This is a genomic window from Methylomarinovum caldicuralii (assembly GCF_033126985.1).
GTDB lineage: Bacteria > Pseudomonadota > Gammaproteobacteria > Methylococcales > Methylothermaceae > Methylohalobius > Methylohalobius caldicuralii.
In genome coordinates this window covers 2148057-2165760 of record NZ_AP024714.1, presented here as the reverse complement: position 1 = coordinate 2165760, position 17704 = coordinate 2148057, and the positions used below count along the sequence as shown (strand labels likewise).

General features: G+C 61.2%; 13 protein-coding genes, 2 tRNA genes and 3 rRNA genes. 8 read left to right on the top strand and 10 right to left on the bottom strand.

What is annotated here, in order from left to right:
- Positions 1 to 46: 46 nt before the first annotated feature.
- The 6 genes from MCIT9_RS11045 to MCIT9_RS11020 are packed head-to-tail and all read right to left on the bottom strand — an operon-like array spanning position 47 to position 5150.
- On the bottom strand, positions 47 to 913 hold the full coding sequence (locus MCIT9_RS11045; RefSeq protein WP_317704935.1) for a vWA domain-containing protein: 867 nt from the start codon (positions 911 to 913) through the stop codon (positions 47 to 49).
- Positions 910 to 1461, bottom strand: a complete 552-nt coding sequence (locus tag MCIT9_RS11040; RefSeq protein WP_317704934.1) for a tetratricopeptide repeat protein — start codon at positions 1459 to 1461, stop codon at positions 910 to 912. The genes MCIT9_RS11045 and MCIT9_RS11040 overlap by 4 nt, the downstream gene beginning before the upstream one ends.
- Positions 1440 to 2438, bottom strand: a complete 999-nt coding sequence (locus tag MCIT9_RS11035; RefSeq protein WP_317704933.1) for a vWA domain-containing protein — start codon at positions 2436 to 2438, stop codon at positions 1440 to 1442. Before MCIT9_RS11035 ends, MCIT9_RS11040 begins: the two co-directional genes overlap by 22 nt.
- Positions 2426 to 3304, bottom strand: a complete 879-nt coding sequence (locus MCIT9_RS11030; RefSeq protein WP_317704932.1) for a hypothetical protein — start codon at positions 3302 to 3304, stop codon at positions 2426 to 2428. The genes MCIT9_RS11035 and MCIT9_RS11030 overlap by 13 nt, the downstream gene beginning before the upstream one ends.
- Positions 3295 to 4131: a DUF58 domain-containing protein gene (locus MCIT9_RS11025; RefSeq protein WP_317704931.1), complete on the bottom strand. Its 837-nt coding sequence runs from the start codon at positions 4129 to 4131 to the stop codon at positions 3295 to 3297. The genes MCIT9_RS11030 and MCIT9_RS11025 overlap by 10 nt, the downstream gene beginning before the upstream one ends.
- Positions 4131 to 5150, bottom strand: a complete 1020-nt coding sequence (locus MCIT9_RS11020) for an AAA family ATPase (protein ID WP_317704930.1) — start codon at positions 5148 to 5150, stop codon at positions 4131 to 4133. The genes MCIT9_RS11025 and MCIT9_RS11020 overlap by 1 nt, the downstream gene beginning before the upstream one ends.
- 445 nt (positions 5151 to 5595) lie before the next feature.
- Here MCIT9_RS11020 and MCIT9_RS11015 point away from each other — a divergent pair.
- The 7 genes from MCIT9_RS11015 (at position 5596) to MCIT9_RS10985 (ending at position 11713) form a co-directional block, all read left to right on the top strand.
- Positions 5596 to 7139 (top strand): 16S ribosomal RNA (locus MCIT9_RS11015).
- A 115-nt stretch (positions 7140 to 7254) separates the two neighbouring features.
- A tRNA-Ile gene (locus MCIT9_RS11010) sits at positions 7255 to 7331 on the top strand.
- A 5-nt stretch (positions 7332 to 7336) separates the two neighbouring features.
- Positions 7337 to 7412, top strand: a tRNA-Ala gene (locus MCIT9_RS11005).
- Between the two features lie 71 nt (positions 7413 to 7483).
- Positions 7484 to 10389 (top strand): 23S ribosomal RNA (locus MCIT9_RS11000).
- A 64-nt stretch (positions 10390 to 10453) separates the two neighbouring features.
- Positions 10454 to 10568, top strand: a 5S ribosomal RNA gene (rrf, locus tag MCIT9_RS10995).
- The 16S, 23S and 5S rRNA genes sit together here with 2 tRNA genes alongside, the layout of an rRNA operon.
- Before the next feature lie 212 nt (positions 10569 to 10780).
- A complete protein-coding gene (gene rimI, locus MCIT9_RS10990; protein ID WP_317704929.1) occupies positions 10781 to 11323 on the top strand; it encodes a ribosomal protein S18-alanine N-acetyltransferase in 543 nt (180 codons plus the stop codon).
- A 45-nt stretch (positions 11324 to 11368) separates the two neighbouring features.
- On the top strand, positions 11369 to 11713 hold the full coding sequence (locus MCIT9_RS10985) for a PilZ domain-containing protein (protein ID WP_317704928.1): 345 nt from the start codon (positions 11369 to 11371) through the stop codon (positions 11711 to 11713).
- On the opposite strand, the gene MCIT9_RS10980 is transcribed toward MCIT9_RS10985, so the two are convergent.
- Genes MCIT9_RS10980 through MCIT9_RS13715 form a run of 4 tightly spaced genes read right to left on the bottom strand, consistent with a single transcriptional unit; the run spans position 11710 to position 15570 of the window.
- On the bottom strand, positions 11710 to 13992 hold the full coding sequence (locus MCIT9_RS10980; protein WP_317704927.1) for a DUF1631 family protein: 2283 nt from the start codon (positions 13990 to 13992) through the stop codon (positions 11710 to 11712). The genes MCIT9_RS10985 and MCIT9_RS10980 overlap by 4 nt on opposite strands.
- A gap of 7 nt (positions 13993 to 13999) precedes the next feature.
- On the bottom strand, positions 14000 to 14578 hold the full coding sequence (locus MCIT9_RS10975) for a YggT family protein (RefSeq protein ID WP_286292329.1): 579 nt from the start codon (positions 14576 to 14578) through the stop codon (positions 14000 to 14002).
- Positions 14575 to 15402: a pyrroline-5-carboxylate reductase gene (proC, locus tag MCIT9_RS10970; RefSeq protein ID WP_317704926.1), complete on the bottom strand. Its 828-nt coding sequence runs from the start codon at positions 15400 to 15402 to the stop codon at positions 14575 to 14577. The genes MCIT9_RS10975 and proC overlap by 4 nt, the downstream gene beginning before the upstream one ends.
- 57 nt (positions 15403 to 15459) lie before the next feature.
- A complete protein-coding gene (locus MCIT9_RS13715) occupies positions 15460 to 15570 on the bottom strand; it encodes a 30S ribosomal protein THX (protein WP_422880178.1) in 111 nt (36 codons plus the stop codon).
- A gap of 171 nt (positions 15571 to 15741) precedes the next feature.
- Here MCIT9_RS13715 and MCIT9_RS10965 point away from each other — a divergent pair, with 171 nt between their 5' ends.
- Positions 15742 to 17703 (top strand): dynamin family protein, encoded by a 1962-nt coding sequence (locus MCIT9_RS10965; protein ID WP_317704925.1) that lies wholly within the window; start codon positions 15742 to 15744, stop codon positions 17701 to 17703.
- Position 17704: the final 1 nt, after the last annotated feature.

The following is a 17704-nucleotide window of genomic DNA, read 5'->3' as shown; positions in this document are numbered from 1 at the left end:
TGCGGTAGTGGGCTCCTTTTGAGTATGGTGGCAAAGCGGGGCAGCGTCAAACCAGGGTTGCCAGCGCCAGGGTCAGGGCGAATCCGATCAGCCAGGGCCGAAGCGGCAGGGCGGTGGGTCGGAGCTCGGCGGTTTCAGGACGGCTCAGGGCTGCGGTCAGCGCTTGCGGGGTGGTGAGGCGGTGATAGCGCAGTCCGGTCAGTTCGGCCAGTCGCCGCAATTCCTCCTCGTGCAGGCGGGACAGCAACAGGCCTTCGCGTTCGCGGCGGATCTGGCGCACGAACCGGGGCGATTGCACCGACCGGGGCAGATCGGTGCGGCGCCAGTAGCCGGTCAGGTGTCCCTCCAGGTCCAGCTTGGGGATAGGGGTTGGTACCAGGCCGCCGACGCCCACGATCCATCCTTTCACCTGGCCGGGTTTGCCCCGGAACGGCGGTTGCTTGGTGGTGGCGGGGACCGGATCGCCGTCGGTGAAGAAGATCAGCCCGCTTTTCAGGGTCCTGGCAGTGCGCACCGCATCGAACAGGCCATAGGCGATGTAGCTGTCGGCGGCCCAGGCGCTGCGCCAGTCGATGGCGCGCAAGGCATCCCGCAGGGCGGCGCCGTGGGCGCAGATCTCCAGCGGCGTCAGCAATACGTGGGCGTTCTTGTGGGTGAAGATCGCCAGTCCCAGTTCCGTGCCGCAGGGCAGTTCCACCAGGGCCTGTTCCAGGGAAGCCTTGACGAAACCGAGGCGGTCGTTGGGCAGACCGGGGCGGTGGTAGTCGCGGGTGTTCATGCTCTGGGTGATGTCGACCACGGCGAGGTAACGGTGGACCGGCCGCGGCAGGGTCCAGCGGGGGTCGAAAGCAGCGGTCGCCAGCAACCCCAGCGCGGCCAGCCACAGCCAGAAGCGCCAGCCCGGCCGTCTCATGGCCCCCCCTTGGGTATACCCGGCAGGGTGGCGAACACGCTCTGTTTGTGGCCGCGCCATTTGGAGGGCTGGCGTTCCCGCGGCGGCGGCTGGATGCGCAGCGCGTATTCCAGATTGTAGGCGGCGTCGAGATCGTCGGGATCGAGGCGGACCGCGGCCCGCAGGTGATCCCGCGCCAGTCCCAGCAGGGTGACGACATGGGAATAGTCCCACACCCCGGCGCGGTGCCAGCGCGCCGCCGCCTGTTGCAGATACAGGGTGCCGAGATTGTAATGGAGCCGTGCCTGCAACGATGGCTCTGCCGCCGGCAGCAGGCGGGTGTAGATGCGTACCGCCTGCTGCCACTTCCCCTGCGCCGCCAGACGGTTGGCTTTGGCGGCGAGCAGGCGGGGATCGCTGAGCCGCTCGGCATCGGTCTGTTCCAGCCGGGTCAGTTGGCGATCGTATCGCCAGTCCCGGTACAGCCGCCAGCCCTCCCAGCCGATGGCCGTCGCGGTGGCGGTCAGGGCCAGCCCCAGCAGGATGGTCAGGACGTCGGTTCGAACCATCGGTCGATCTCCAGTGCATGCCACAGCAGCAGCGGCAGTCCCAGCAGCAGCGCCAGGGCAATGGCCCAGGGGGTCAGATCGCGCCGCGGCAGGATTTCAAAATAACGCAGGGGACGGTTCTCCAGCCGTCCCACGGTTTCGATGGCCTGGGCTAGGGCGGCCGGATTGTCGGCCTCGAACACCTGATAGGGGATACCGAGGGTCTGGAAGAACTGGTGGATGAAGTATTCCGGGGTCGAGGTTTCCGACAGATTGCGTTTGGGGGGATGCAGGACGCTGATGCTGCGGGGATTGCGCAGATAGATCCAGTACAGGCGGACGCCCAAGTCCTGAAACGCCCGCCGCAGCCGTTCCTGGGTGTCGGCCTCGATGTGGGTGCCGCCGTCGGACACCAGCAGAATCACCCGGGCTCCCGTGGCCGGCTGGCGGCCGAATTCCGAAAGCGCCATCATCAGCCCGGGGGCGATGTTGGTGACCCCCCGCCCCCGGGTTCCCAGGGCCTCGATCGCCGCTTCGACGGCGCGCCGGTCCTGAGTCAGGGACAGGACGTGGACCGGTGCGGTGCTGAATGCGACCAGGGCGAACAGGTCCTGAGGGCGGCGGCGGACGAATTCCAACAGCAGCCGGCGGGCGGCGGCGCTCTTGCTGCCCTGGGCGTCGCCGCTCAGGTAATGGCCGGAGAAGTCCTCGTTCATGCTGCTGCTGCGGTCGATGGTGAGGACGATGTGCGCTCCCCGGCCCAGACGCGGCACCTTCTGCGCCTTGAGGTAAGGTCCGGCCAGGGCGATCGCCAAGGCGGCGAGAAAGGCTGCCGTCAGCAGACGGCGCCAGCCCTCCAGGTGGGAAAAGCGTTCGTCCCGGGGCATCCAGGCCAGGGCCGGATAGGGAATGGGATGGCGGCCACCATACACATAAGGAATCAGGGCCAGTGCCAGGGCGGCCAGCCACAGGGGGTGGGAGAAGCCTAGGAGTGACATCGTTTCTCCGCTTGCAGGCAGGCCAGGTAAAGGGCCTCGATCCGGGCCGGATCGGGCCTGTGGGGCGTGGCGGCGAAGAAGGTCCGCCGGGACAGGCGGAAGAAGTCCTGCAACGCCTGTCGCTGGGCCGCGAATGCCGGCTGCTGGCGGCAGAAGTCGTCCAACTGGTGCGCGAACAGGGCGTGGCCGGCGCTTTCATCGAGCGCCCGGTGGAACAGCCGCAAAGCAGCGCCGGTGTCCCCCGCGCCGAGGGCGCGGCGGAATTTGCGCCAGCGGTGCGCGAACGGCGGCCGTTGCCACGGCAGCCAGCGCCGGTGCCAGGCCAGAACCAGAAGCAACGTCGTCAGCAGCAGGCCCAGTCCGGCCAGCCGCCACCAATAAGGAGACAGCAGCGCGGGCGGCGATTGCCACAGCGGGCGCAGGGCAATCTGGTCTTCCGGCCGGGTGATGTCGGTAAGAGCGGCCACCGTGAACGGCCAGGCCGGTGCGGTGACGGTCTGGCTCTTTTGCTCTTCGGGTGTCTGGAAGCGCAGCGTCACTGGTGGCAGCGCCCACTGCAGGGATTCTTTGGGGTTGGGAAAGATCTGGTAGGTGATGTCGATCCGGTAGCGGCGGCCGCCATCGGCCTTGCGGGTCTGCCAGTTGAGATGGCGGATTTCGAGCCAGTCGCCGAGGGGACCGGTGGGCGGGAGCGAGGCCGGGTCCAGATGCCAGGAAGCCGGGGCGAAGATGTCGAGGTGCTGCGTCAGCAGCGAGCCGACCCGGTGTCCGAACGGCGGCGGCGTGCGGCGTTCCAGCAGGATCTGGGGGCCAGCGGCGGCCAGAATGCTGGGCGTGAATGCGAGGAGGAACAAGATCAGGCGCATGTTTCCAGAAAGTAGCGACTGAAAGCCCGGGGACAAAAGGCATCCGTAACGAAAAAAGGCGGTCTTCCGTGGCGGCGGCAGATGCCGGTCAGCTCGCGGCGGCGGTGCTCAAAAGCCTGCCGCAGCTGGAGGCCGCTGCGGGGGTGGAGCAGCCGGCCCTGGCGCTGGCCGCTTTCCGGCTCCCGCAGCCTGGCCCAGCCCCAGCGGACAGGCGGCGTCCATTCCTGACTGAGCCACAACACCACCGGTACGACATCGTGGGGCCGGAGGTGTTCCAGCAGGGATTCGAGGATTTTCAGCGGGAAATGAAAATCGCTCAGGAGAAAGACCAGCGCCTTGCGGCTGCCGAGCAGCGCGGTCAGCTTTGGGGCGGCCGCCAGTCTGGGCCCCTCGAAGCGGACCTGCCGCAGCTGCCGGGGCAGGTCCAGCGCCAGGCCGCGGTGGCGCCGCGGCGGATGATGGATGGCGGGACAGCCGGCGCCGCCCAGGCCGATGAAGCCGAACGGATCGCCGGTGCGGTAGGCAGAGTAGGCGATGGCGGCACTGATCCGGCCCAGCAGTTGCGGTTTGTGTCCCACGTGCATCGAGGCCGACAGGTCGGCGACAGCGACCACCGGAATCAGGCTGGTCTGCAGGAACTGGCGCACTTTGAACTCCCCGAAGGGATCGCACAGGCTGGCGCGGATGTCCAGATGGCGCGGGTCGGCGCCGCTGTGCAGGGGAGCGTGGCCGTGGAATTCGTAACCGCCGCCGGGGGCGCGGCTGTGGTGGTGGCCCGGGTGGGCGCTGCCGGCGCGCCAGGGAATGCGGTAGTGGAACTCGTCCATCAGGGAGCGGCGATCTGGGCGAGAATGGCCCGGGTCAGCCGGGGAATGAGCTGTTCCCGTTGGAGTTCGTACACCGGCGTCAGGAAGATGCGGTGGCCGATGACCTCGTGAAACAGCGCCTGGATGTCCTCCGGGATGAGGTAATCGCGGTCGTCGAGCCAGGCGTGGACCCGGGCTGCCCGCAGCAGCATGCTCATGCCCCGGGCACTGGCGCCGGCCAGAACCAGTTCCTCCATGTCCACGTCATCCAGCCGGACGCCGTAATCCTGCGGGCGCCGGGTCGCCTGCCACAGCTCCAGGGCATAGGTCTGGAGTGCCGGGCTGGCCTGGATGGAGGCCTGAATCTGCGGCGCCAGCGCGGCGATTTCCCGATAAGGCACCACCGCCTCGGGCAACTGGGCGATCAGCGCATCCACCTGATGGAAGCGGGGGTCGAACATCAGCGCCGTGCGTAGTTCGGGATCTTCAGGCAGTTCGATCCGCAGTTCCATTAGAAAGCGGTCGCGGGCGGCGGAGGGCATTTCGAAGGTTTCCTCCTTTTCCACCCGGTTGCGGTCGGCGAACACCTGCAAATAGGGAAAGGCATAGGTGCGATTGAAGGCGGAAACGCTGCGTTCGGCCATCACCCGCAACAATAAGGAATGAACCTGGGGGCGGGCGCGATTGACTTCGTTGAAGAAGAAGATCGACAGCGCCTCGCCATGCTTGAGCAGGGGGCCGGGATCCACCCGGGGTTTGCCGTCCTCCCCGATATAGGTATGGTAAATGAGGTCATTGGGCATCAGGTCGATGGTTCCCTCGATGCGTTCGTAGGCCCCTCCCAGCGTCCGGGCGACGGCGCGCAGCAGCGTGGTCTTGCCCACGCCCACGTCGCCCTCGAGCATCACATGGCCGCGGGCGAACAGGGCGATGGTGATCTTTGCGACAGAATCTTCCTGGCCGATGACCGCCTGGTTGATCGCATTCTGAAGCTGCAGGGCCCGGTGGCGCCAATCGGTAAGCAATTCGGCTGAGGTCATGGTATCCATCCAGGTGGCTCGAACGCGCGCCATTAAGCGGCATCCGGCAGGCTTCTGTCAACCTGAAAAAATTTGCAGACAGGCGTTGACTTCCGGGGCGTTTGTTTTTAGAATGGCCAGCTCGTTCGGGACAGGAAGTCCCGCAGGGAATCAAAAAACGCTTGACGTTTCATTTACAGGGATGTAAGATGTTTTGCTCTTTCGGCGGGAGGTCCGGGAGCTGTTTTTCAGGGAAGGGAACTTGTTGGCTGGGTGGGAGTCTCAGCTGTTGCGCCACAGGGAGGGGCGTCCCGGAGCAGGAATTTGGGTCCGGGTGTTGACACAGGGAGGGGGTGTGATAGAATTCTTCTTCTCGCTTCGGCGGGCAGTTCTTTAAAAAACAGATCGAATCATCCGTGTGGGTCCTTGATCGGGTCGTCCGGGCGGAAGAGAAATTTTTCTGCTTTGGATGAAGAGTTTGATCATGGCTCAGATTGAACGCTGGCGGCAGGCCTAACACATGCAAGTCGAGCGGTAACAGGCCCTTCGGGGTGCTGACGAGCGGCGAACGGGTGAGTAACGCGTGGGAACCTACCCCTCGGTGGGGGATAACCCGGGGAAACCCGGGCTAATACCGCATACGCTCTACGGAGGAAAGCGGGGGACCTCTTCGGAGGCCTCGCGCCGAGGGATGGGCCCGCGTCCTATCAGCTAGTTGGTGAGGTAACGGCTCACCAAGGCGACGACGGGTAGCTGGCCTGAGAGGGTGGCCAGCCACACTGGGACTGAGACACGGCCCAGACTCCTACGGGAGGCAGCAGTGGGGAATCTTGGACAATGGGCGAAAGCCTGATCCAGCCATGCCGCGTGAGGGAAGAAGGCCTGCGGGTTGTAAACCTCTTTCGGCAGGGACGAAGGGCTCTGGGGCCAATACCCCCAGGGTTTGACGTTACCTGCAGAAGAAGCACCGGCTAACTCCGTGCCAGCAGCCGCGGTAATACGGAGGGTGCTAGCGTTAATCGGAATTACTGGGCGTAAAGCGTCCGTAGGCGGCCTGCTCAGTCTGATGTGAAAGCCCCGGGCTTAACCTGGGAATTGCATTGGATACTGGCAGGCTAGAGTCTGGTAGAGGGTGGTGGAATTCCCGGTGTAGCGGTGAAATGCGTAGATATCGGGAGGAACACCAGTGGCGAAGGCGGCCACCTGGACCAAGACTGACGCTGAGGGACGAAAGCGTGGGGAGCAAACAGGATTAGATACCCTGGTAGTCCACGCCCTAAACGATGTCGACTAGCCGTTGGGCCCGATTGGGGCTTAGTGGCGCAGCTAACGCGATAAGTCGACCGCCTGGGGAGTACGGCCGCAAGGTTAAAACTCAAATGAATTGACGGGGGCCCGCACAAGCGGTGGAGCATGTGGTTTAATTCGATGCAACGCGAAGAACCTTACCTGCCCTTGACATTCCAGGAACCCTGCCGAGAGGCGGGGGTGCCTTCGGGAACCGGGTGACAGGTGCTGCATGGCTGTCGTCAGCTCGTGTCGTGAGATGTTGGGTTAAGTCCCGTAACGAGCGCAACCCCTGTCCTTAGTTGCCAGCGGTTCGGCCGGGCACTCTAAGGAGACTGCCGGCGATAAGCCGGAGGAAGGCGGGGATGACGTCAAGTCATCATGGCCCTTATGGGCAGGGCTACACACGTGCTACAATGGCCGGTACAGAGGGCTGCGAAGGGGCGACCCGGAGCGAATCCCAGAAAGCCGGTCGTAGTCCGGATTGCAGTCTGCAACTCGACTGCATGAAGCTGGAATCGCTAGTAATCGCGGATCAGCAATGCCGCGGTGAATACGTTCCCGGGCCTTGTACACACCGCCCGTCACACCATGGGAGTCGGCTGCACCAGAAGCCGGTAGCCTAACCCTTCGGGGAGGGCGCCGTCCACGGTGTGGTCGATGACTGGGGTGAAGTCGTAACAAGGTAGCCGTACCGGAAGGTGCGGCTGGATCACCTCCTTACTATTTTGCCCGGGCGTCTCGGTTTAGGGCCCACACGGATGATTCGACAAAGTCTGTCGGTGGCGCCAGGAGGCAGGAAATTCCAGGATGGAAAGGGCGACAGACCGAAGTTTATGGGTCTGTAGCTCAGTTGGTTAGAGCGCACCCCTGATAAGGGTGAGGTCGGTGGTTCAAATCCACCCAGACCCACCAGGATTGGGGCCATAGCTCAGCTGGGAGAGCGCCTGCCTTGCACGCAGGAGGTCGGGAGTTCGATCCTCCCTGGCTCCACCAAGGATAGATCTTTAACAATTTGGGTAAAACTGTACACTGTATCGATGTTCCTAGACCCTTTTGGGTTATAGGGTCAAGCGACTAAGCGCATACGGTGGATGCCTAGGCGGTAGGAGGCGATGAAGGACGTGGTAGCCTGCGATAAGCCTCGGGGAGCTGGCAAACAAGCTTTGATCCGGGGATTTCCGAATGGGGCAACCCGGCCACCCATAGGTGGTCATCCCGGCTTCGGCCGGGAGGCGAACCCAGGGAACTGAAACATCTAAGTACCTGGAGGAAAAGAAATCAACCGAGATTCCCTCAGTAGCGGCGAGCGAACGGGGAACAGCCTGGCACGATTTAGCCAACGCCCTAGTGGAACGGTCTGGAAAGTCCGACCTGAGAGGGTGATAGTCCCGTACACGAAAGGGCGTTGGTGGAACTAGGCGTGCGAACAAGTAGGGCGGGACACGTGTTATCCTGTCCGAAGATGGGGGGCCCACCCTCCAAGGCTAAATACTCCCTACCGACCGATAGTGAACCAGTACCGTGAGGGAAAGGCGAAAAGAACCCCGGAGAGGGGAGTGAAATAGAACCTGAAACCGTATGCGTACAAGCAGTCGGAGCCCGCTTCGGCGGGTGACGGCGTACCTTTTGTATAATGGGTCAGCGAGTTACTCTCAGTGGCAAGGTTAACCGTCGTAGGGGAGCCGTAGGGAAACCGAGTCTGATAAGGGCGCCAAGTCGCTGGGAGTAGACCCGAAACCGGGCGATCTACCCATGGCCAGGGTGAAGGTGGGGTAAAACCCACTGGAGGCCCGAACCGGTTGGTGTTGCAAAACCATCGGATGAGCTGTGGGTAGGAGTGAAAGGCTAAACAAGCTCGGAGATAGCTGGTTCTCCCCGAAAACTATTGAGGTAGTGCCTCGTGTGGACACTTCCGGGGGTAGAGCACTGTTTCGGTTGGGGGCCCCATCTAGGGGTACCCCGCCGAGGCAAACTCCGAATACCGGAAAGTGATGCACGGGAGACAGACGGCGGGTGATAAGGTCCGTCGTCGAGAGGGAAACAGCCCAGACCGCCAGCTAAGGTCCCTAAATCACCGCTAAGTGGGAAACGATGTGGGAAGGCTTAGACAGCCAGGAGGTTGGCTTAGAAGCAGCCACCCTTTAAAGAAAGCGTAATAGCTCACTGGTCGAGTCGGCCCGCGCGGAAGATGTAACGGGGCTCAAGCGGTGTACCGAAGCTGCGGATCTGCCCTTCGGGGCAGGTGGTAGGGGAGCGTTCCGTAAGCCTGCGAAGGTGTGTCGAAAGGCATGCTGGAGGTATCGGAAGTGCGAATGCTGACATGAGTAACGTTAAAGGGGGTGAAAAACCCCCTCGCCGAAAGCCCAAGGTTTCCTGCGCAACGCTAATCGGCGCAGGGTTAGTCGGCACCTAAGGCGAGGCCGAAAGGCGTAGTCGATGGAAAACCGGTTAATATTCCGGTACCTGCCGTGACTGCGATGGGGTGACGGAGAAGGCTAGGCGCAGCCGGGTGACGGATGTCCCGGTCCAAGCGTGTAGGGGGTGGCTCCAGGCAAATCCGGAGCCACGTCAACCCCGAGACGTGATGGGGAGCCCCATTAGGGGCGAACTGGCCGATGCCATGCTTCCAAGAAAACCCTCTAAGCTTCAGGTCACGGGAGGCCGTACCGCAAACCGACACTGGTGGGCGGGGCGAGAAGCCCAAGGCGCTTGAGAGAACCCGGGTGAAGGAACTAGGCAAAATGGCACCGTAACTTCGGGAGAAGGTGTGCCCGCATTAGGTGTAGGCCCTCGCGGCCGAAGCCGAGGCGGGTTGCAGTGACCAGGGGGCTGCGACTGTTTACCAAAAACACAGCACTCTGCAAACGCGCAAGCGGACGTATAGGGTGTGACGCCTGCCCGGTGCCGGAAGGTTAAGGGATCCGGTTATCCTTTTTGGAGAAGCCGGTGAACGAAGCCCCGGTAAACGGCGGCCGTAACTATAACGGTCCTAAGGTAGCGAAATTCCTTGTCGGGTAAGTTCCGACCTGCACGAATGGCGTAACGATGGCCCCACTGTCTCCACCCGGGACTCAGTGAAGTTGAAATCGCTGTGAAGATGCAGTGTACCCGCAGCAAGACGGAAAGACCCCGTGAACCTTTACTACAGCTTTACGCTGGATGCTGGGCTTGCCTGTGTAGGATAGGTGGGAGGCTGTGAAGCCAGGGCGCCAGCCCTGGTGGAGCCGCCCTTGAAATACCACCCTGGCAAGTCTGGTGTTCTAACCCAGGGAAGTCATCCTTCCCGGGGACAGCGTATGGCGGGTAGTTTGACTGGGGCGGTCTCCTCCCAAAGGGTAACGGAGGAGCACGAAGGTACCCTCAGCGCGGTCGGAAATCGCGCGGTGAGTGCAAGGGCACAAGGGTGCTTGACTGCGAGACCGACGGGTCGAGCAGGTGCGAAAGCAGGTCCTAGTGATCCGGTGGTTCTTCGTGGAAGGGCCATCGCTCAACGGATAAAAGGTACTCCGGGGATAACAGGCTGATACCACCCAAGAGTTCATATCGACGGTGGTGTTTGGCACCTCGATGTCGGCTCATCTCATCCTGGGGCTGAAGCCGGTCCCAAGGGTATGGCTGTTCGCCATTTAAAGAGGTACGCGAGCTGGGTTCAGAACGTCGTGAGACAGTTCGGTCCCTATCTGCTGTGGGCGTTGGAGACTTGAGGGGAGCTGCTCCTAGTACGAGAGGACCGGAGTGGACGGACCTCTGGTGGTCCGGTTGTCACGCCAGTGGCACAGCCGGGTAGCTAAGTCCGGACGGGATAACCGCTGAAAGCATCTAAGCGGGAAGCCTCCCCCAAGATGAGGTCTCCCAGGACCCTTAGAGGTCCCTGAAGGGCCGTTCAAGACCAGGACGTTGATAGGCCGGGTGTGGAAGCCCAGCAATGGGTGAAGCTGACCGGTACTAATTGCCCGTGAGGCTTGACCCTATAACACCAAAGGGGTCTGGGACGTCGATCCAAAGCAAGTGTACAGTTTTGCCAACCCGTTTTGCCTGGCGGCCATAGAGCGCTGGAACCACCCGATCCCATCCCGAACTCGGCAGTGAAACAGCGCTTCGCCGATGATAGTGGAGCAACCGCTCCGTGAAAGTAGGGCACCGCCAGGCGCCTTACATCCAAAACCCCCATCCAGTGATCTGGATGGGGGTTTTGTTTTTCCCTCCCCTGCCCTGTCACACCTGGGCTTCCACGCACGTTCCCTGAGAAGCACAGGGAAAGTCTACCGGAAACACGGGACCAAGTCCAAGCAGACCCTGAGATTTTCTCCAAGGATTCTTAGATAAAAAAGAAATAATGATAGACTGCAGGGGTAGGTGGGATGGTGGGACTTTTTCAAGTGATCAGACAATGGTGGGAACGCGATCCCCAAAAGGACTTTTACGCCCGATTTTGTCCGGATACGCTCGCTGAAGTGGAAATCCGTCCCATGAAAAAGCGGGATCTGAAGGCTGTAGCCGCGATAGAGGCATCGGCTTATCAGTTCCCCTGGTCGTTGAACATCTTCAAGAACTGCTTGAAGACAGGTTATTCCTGCTGGGTTGCCGAGGCCTACGGAGAGATCGTCGGCTATGGCATCCTTTCCCTGGGTGTCGGTGAGGCGCACGTCATGAACCTGTGTGTCGCCCCTGACAAGCAGGGACAGGGGTATGGGCGGAAACTGCTGGAACATTTGATAGGGGTGGCCGAGAAGGAAGCGGCGGAGATGATGTTTCTGGAGGTGCGCCCGAGCAACGAGCCTGCGATCCGTTTGTACCATCGCCTGGGCTTCAACGAAGTCGGCCGGCGCAAGGATTACTATCCCGCCGCTGACGGTAAACGGGAAGATGCGCTCATATTGGCACGCTCGTTGGGAACCCCGTAGATTTGTCTATACTTTAGAGCGTCTTTGATTGGAGAGGGCACTGTCATGCAGGATCGTCGCAGGGAGCCGCGCATCGCCGTTTCCGTTCCGTTGCAGGTTCACGACCTGGCCCGGGAATGTTATCTGGGAAATCTGGCCAACATTTCCAGCGGTGGGTTGATGCTGTTCGCGCCCACGGCGATCGCCTGTAACCGGATCTTTCAGATAGGAATCACCTTGCCGGAACCGCTGCTCACCCAGGAAAAAAACCGGCTGGATCTGGGCGTGGAGAGTTTATGGCAGGAGTCCTGTGATGAAGGGGAGGGATTCTGGGTCGGCTTTCAGATTATCGATCTGCAACCGCAGGACAAGGCGCTGCTGGGGCGCTTGATCGAGGCCTTGAACCACTAGCTGTCCAATATGCGGTAGATCCGCTGCAGCGCCCTTTCCACGAACGGCTTTTTCTCCATCTCCAGGATTCGCGCCTGCCCCGCCAGCATTTCCTTTGCCAGTTTTTTCAGCGGTTTGACCGCCACCTGGATGCCAGCCTGATCGACGAAGATGTAGTAGCCGGTCTTCAGGCTGAACCACGACAGTTTTGCGCGCAAAGGGGGTTTGCCCTCGTGGGTGAATTCGAACCACGTCCCCAGCTTGATGCGCCGCAGGCGGGTGACGGCCTGTTCGAGTTCCGGGGAAGGTGGTTTCCGAGTGCTGCTTAGCTTGTCGGGATCCAGTTCCTGCAGCAGCGGATATTCCTCCGGGTCCGGCAGGGTGCTCACTTCGGGCAAGTGCGCCATTTCGTGCTTGGCCAGAGCCACTTCGTGACAACCCTGCAGGGTGTTGAGGAATTTTTCCGCGTTGCTTTCCGGATCACCCAGCAAGGCCAAGCCTTCCTGGATGTCCTTTTGGATCTGGGGCAGTTTTCGTTGCAGTTCGTTGCGCTCCTGGATACTCTGCTTCGGCTGGACGCTCCAGACGATCTCCCTGGCGACATCGAGATAATGGCGCCACTGCTCGCTTTCGGCCCCCTGACGCAGGAACAACAGGACGAGCAGGTTCGACCACGGGCCGAAGAGTAGTTTTTCCGCCCCCTTGGGCAAGGATTTTCCCTGGACGATTTCCACCAGCTCCTTGGCCACCCGTTGCCGGGCTTCCCGGAGCTTTTCCTGCCCCTTGGCCTTTTCTATCGCCCGTTTTTCCAATTGCCGGGCTTTTTGCTGGAATTCGCGCAGGAAACGCTCGAACTCTTCGTAGAGCGTGTCAAACAGTTCAATATTGTCGTCGAACTCCGTCAAAACTCGGTTGACCGTCTGCCGCATGGTCTCGAAGACCACCTTTTCGTTACGTGCCGTGGCATTGCAGAGTGCACCGGCCTGGGTCAGAAGATTCAGCAGCCGGCGGGCGGGGTGGCGGCGTTTGAAGAAGAATTTGCGATCCAGAAGGGCGACTTTCAAATAGGGGGTATGCAGATGGCTGAGAAGCGCCTTGACCGAATCGGGCAGATTGGGGTCGTTCAGCACCAGCTCGAACAGCATGCCGACCAGCTCGATGACATCGGCATCGGTATGGTCGACGTGTTGGGTTTTGATCAATTCGGCCAGTTGTTGCAGCTGGGTGGAAAATTCCTGGCGGATTCGGGTCAGGGATGCTTCGGCGATGTTCTCTGGAACCGTCGTCGCGTGTTCGCCCTGGCCGAGGGCGGCGACCAGTTCATCTGTGGCCATCGCAGGAGCGGCCTGACGGGAAGGAGCGGGGCGGTGTTGTTGCTGGCGCTGGCGTGCCAGCAGTTGGGAGATCGTCTGGAATAATTCCTGTTCGAGAATTTCTTCCCGCGGGGCATGCGGAGGCGGGGAGGAGGCGGTGGTGTCCGCTTCGGGACGATGGGTTTGCGGCGGCGGTTCATTCGCCGTCGAAGAATCCTCCTCCGCTTCTGCATCATCGGCCGCCGGCTCGGGCGGTTCGGAAGGCGGGGGTTCCGGTGCCTGTTCCGGGATGTAAACGGGGGCGTCTTCCAGATTCGGCAGGATGCCGGCCTCGATCAACAGGCGGTTATAGTCCTGATAGATACTGCCGGCCCGGCGCAGTACCTGTTGATCGAAGGCTTCAATGATGCTGACTTTGACTGCGGTTTCGATGGGAATCTGGACCGCGCTCAGGGCCTGGCGGAAGGCGTTGCAGACGTGGTGGGGGCTGCCGGGAAGGTTGGCGCTGCGCTCGCCCGGTTTGACGCCGCCGTTGATGACCGCCAGGCGGTGGTTGAGCGGTGTCAGGCTGTCGCTGTAGTTGACCCAGGCGCTGTTGGCGATGGTGTCGAAGGCCAGCTCGACTTCAAAGGTTTCCTTCTCCACCAGGGAAAGCCGCCGCCGGCTGTCGCCTGGTTGATCCTGGGAGGGGGTATCGGTCTGTCCCAGAATGAAGCGCTCGAAACCCTGCATTAGTTCCGTGTAGAACCTTTCCGTCATCGCCTCCCGGTTGTCGCCTATTTCCTGGCGCACGTCCATGCAGTGGGTCTGGAAGACGTCGCTTTCCGCCTGTTCCGCCTGTTGGAGCAGAAAATCGGGCAGCTGCTGCTGGAACTCCCGGAACAGCGCCACGAAGTTCTCTGTAACCTGTTCCCGGCACCGGTGGGCCAGGTCGACATAGCGGGGCAGAACGCCGGGAGCCCGGGCGGGGACTTCTGAGACGGACATGAATAGTTTAGAAAGCCAGCATCAACACGAGTTTTTGCAAGGGTGGCAGGATCAGCATTTTCAGAACCTGCAGTCCGACCAGCGCCAGCAGGGGCGAAAGATCGAGCCCCCCCAGTGCTGGGATCAGGCGGCGGCAGGGGCGCAGCACCGGTTCGGTCAGGTCCGTCAATAAAGCATAGACCGGATTGTAGGGATCTGGGTTGATCCAGCTCATGACCGCCTGAATGATGATGGCATAGATGAAAACGTTGAAGGCGAGATTGACCAGCTGGATCAGCGCCGAGGCGACGAGAACACCGATGGCGACGCGTCCCCCGCCCTGGAGCAGATAGACGAGATAATCGGCCAGCACCTGCAGGAGCAGCATGAAGACCAGCGAGGCCGTATCGACACGGCCGATGGCGGGGATGAAGCGGCGCAGAAGGCGCAGGGGTGGATGGGTGATCTTGACCAGTGCCTGGGAGATGGGATTGTAGAAATCCGCTTCCACCAGCTGGAACAGGAAGCGGAGCATAACCGCCAGGATGTAGAGACTGAACAGGACGTTGACGACGAAGACAGCCGGATCGGCCAGATAACCGCTCATTGTTGTTCTCCCAATTGTTGTGACAGGCTTTGGGCCCGTTCGTAAGCGGCCTTGATCGCGCTACGAACCAGTTCGGTGAATTCCTCCTGGGTGAAGACCTCGATGGCCTTTTCGGTGGTCCCGCCGGGGGAGGTCACCCGGTGCCGCAGGGCTTCAGGACCGATTTCGGTTTCCATGGCCAGTTTGGCCGCCCCCAGGGCGGTCTGCTCCACCAGGAGACGGGCCTCGGCCTGACCCAGACCGAGATCGGCGGCCGCCTTTTCCATCGCTTCCATCAGCAGGAAAAAGTAGGCCGGACCACTGCCGGAAACGGCGGTGACGGCATCCAGCAGTTCTTCGCGCTCGACCCAGACGGTGATTCCCACGGCGCGCATGAGCGATTCCGCCCAGTCCCGCTGGGTTTCGCTGACATGGGGATTGGCATGCAGGCCGGTGGCGCCGGATTGTACCAGGGCCGGGGTGTTGGGCATGGTGCGGACGATCGGAACCGGGCCGCCGAGCCAGCGCTCCAGATCCGCCTCGCGGATTCCCGCGGCGATGGAGACGACAAGGGGCCGGTGGCTCTGAACGGCAGGGGCGATTTCCTGTGCCAGGGCCCGAATCTGCTGTGGTTTTACCGCCAGGACCACGATGTCGCTGGTTTCGACCAGGGAGATGCTGTCGTCTGCGCTTTCGATGCCAAAGTGCTGCCGCAGCGCCAGGACCTTATTCTGGTTGATATCGGTCACCCGGATGCAGTCGTTGGGATAACCGTCGGCGATCAGGCCGCCGATCAGGCTGGTGGCCATGTTGCCGGCACCGATGAATCCAATCCGCTGAGACATCAATCGTTCTCCCAAAAATGACGATGGATGCGGCGGACGCATCCATCGAATGAGAAATCAGTGCTGTTTTTCTCGCAACTTCCTGAGTTTCTTAGGCTTCAGTCTGGTCTTGCCGTAAGTACCCTGAGCGATCTTGCCACGGCGGGTACGCAGATCTCCTTTACCCATGAGTCATCTCCTTTCGTCTGAGGGGAAAAATGCAGAAACCCATTTTAACTTGGGGCCGATCAGGAAAAAAGCGCTTGGCAGTGGCCTTGGCGGGCGGAATTTTCGTCTACACTTCATCATAAGTTCAGTGAAATCCGATTCAACCACATGTCTTTGCCGGAGAAGAGAACGATGCACTTTCAGCAACAGCTGCAGGCTTACGGACAATGGAAGACCCGTCTGGCCGACGCGATCGATCAGTACCATGCCTGGCTGAAGAAGTACGATCTGGCGACCACGGAAGTGGAGGAAATGCTCTTCGGCCTGCGGCGGAATTTGCAGTCCGAGCGAATGACCATTGCTTTCGTGGCGGAGTTCTCGCGTGGCAAGACCGAATTGATCAATGCCTTGTTCTTCGCCGAAACCGGCGTGCGGCTGCTGCCATCGACGCCGGGACGGACCACCATGTGTCCCACCGAAATCTTTCACGATCAGGAAGGCAGCTACATCCGCCTGCTGCCCATCGAAACCCGCCTGGACAACGCGTCTTTGAGCGAGTACAAGGAGCAGCCGGAGCGCTGGCTCAAGATCGACCTGGATGCCGGTTCCCCCCTGCAGATGCAGGAAGCTTTCCAGGAGTTGGTCGCGGTCAAGCGGGTCAGTGTGGCCGAGGCCAAGCGCCTAGGGCTGTATCACGAGGATATGGAGCGCGGCGGCGACATCCAGCCGGACAGCGTGGAAATTCCCTGCTGGCGTCATGCCCTGATCAGTTTTCCGCATCCTCTGCTTCAGGAGGGACTGGTGATTCTCGACACGCCGGGGTTGAACGCCCTGGGTTCGGAGCCCGAACTGACCCTGAGCATGCTTCCCAGTGCCCAGGCAGTGCTGTTCGTCCTGGCCGCCGATACCGGCGTGACCAAAAGCGATATGGACATGTGGCAAAAGCACGTTCACGGGTTGGACGGCAGCCAGCAGCGCCACGTGGCGGTGGTGATGAACAAAATCGATACGCTGTGGGACGATCTCCAGACCGACGACGGCATTGACCGTTCCATCCATTCCCAGGTTACGGAAACCGCCAAGATTCTCAAGGTTCAGGAGGATTTGATCTTCCCCCTGTCGGCCAAGCAGGCGCTGCTGGCGAAAGTGAAAAGGGATGACGCCTTGTTGGAGAAAAGCCGCCTGAAACGGCTGGAAAACTATCTGGCCACCGACGTCATGCGCAGCCGTCGGGGAATCCTCCGGAAGGCCGTCACCCAGGGAATGGGGCATCTGCTCTCCGAGTCGCTGACCGTGGTACGCAGCGAAGCGGAGCAACTGCAGAAACAATTGAAAGAACTGCGCCAGCTGGACAGCAAGAACAGCGACATGACCACCCAGCTGATGGAGGAAACCCGCGCCCAGCAGGCCAAGTACCTGAAGAGCGTGGACAGCTTCCAGGCCAGCCGCCGGGTGTTCGCGATGCAGGCGAAACGGATGCTGGAGGTATTGTCACCCAAGCGGGTGGACGAGGTCATCAAGAAGCATACCCGCTCCATGGAAGCCAGTTTCACCACCTATGGCATGAAGCAGGCCATGAAGGCGGTGTTCGACGAGCTGGCGGCGATTCTCGGTGAGGGGGTCGGGGTGGTCGACGATACCCAGGGGTTGGTCAACAACATCTACCACAAATTCGCCGAGGAACACGGTTACGGGGATTTGCAGGCCCCGATGTTCTCGATCCGGGATTACCAGGTCACGCTGGCGGATTTGTTCCAGGAAGGGGAAAATTTCCGTACCAGCATGTCCTCGACCCTGATGGAACAGCATCTGGTCATCCAGAAACTGTACGTGACCATCCTCTCCAAGGCCCGCAAGCTGCTTCACCAGATCCACCAGGAAACGGCCAACTGGAGCGCGGTCGCCCTGTCCCCGCTGGTCCATCAAATCAAGGAGCACAAAAAGCTGATCGAACAGCGCCTGGCGGTATTGCGCAAGGTCAACCAGTCCAAGGAGTCGCTCGAAGGCGAGATCGAAAAGCTCGAGCGCTCGCTGGCGCCGGTGCAGATCCAGCAGCAGGAGCTGGAGGCCATTTTGGCATTGATCGAGGGAGAGGGCGCTTCCGAAACGCCATCGGCCTCCCCGCCGGCAGCAGAGATCGCGGTCGCCTCCTGAG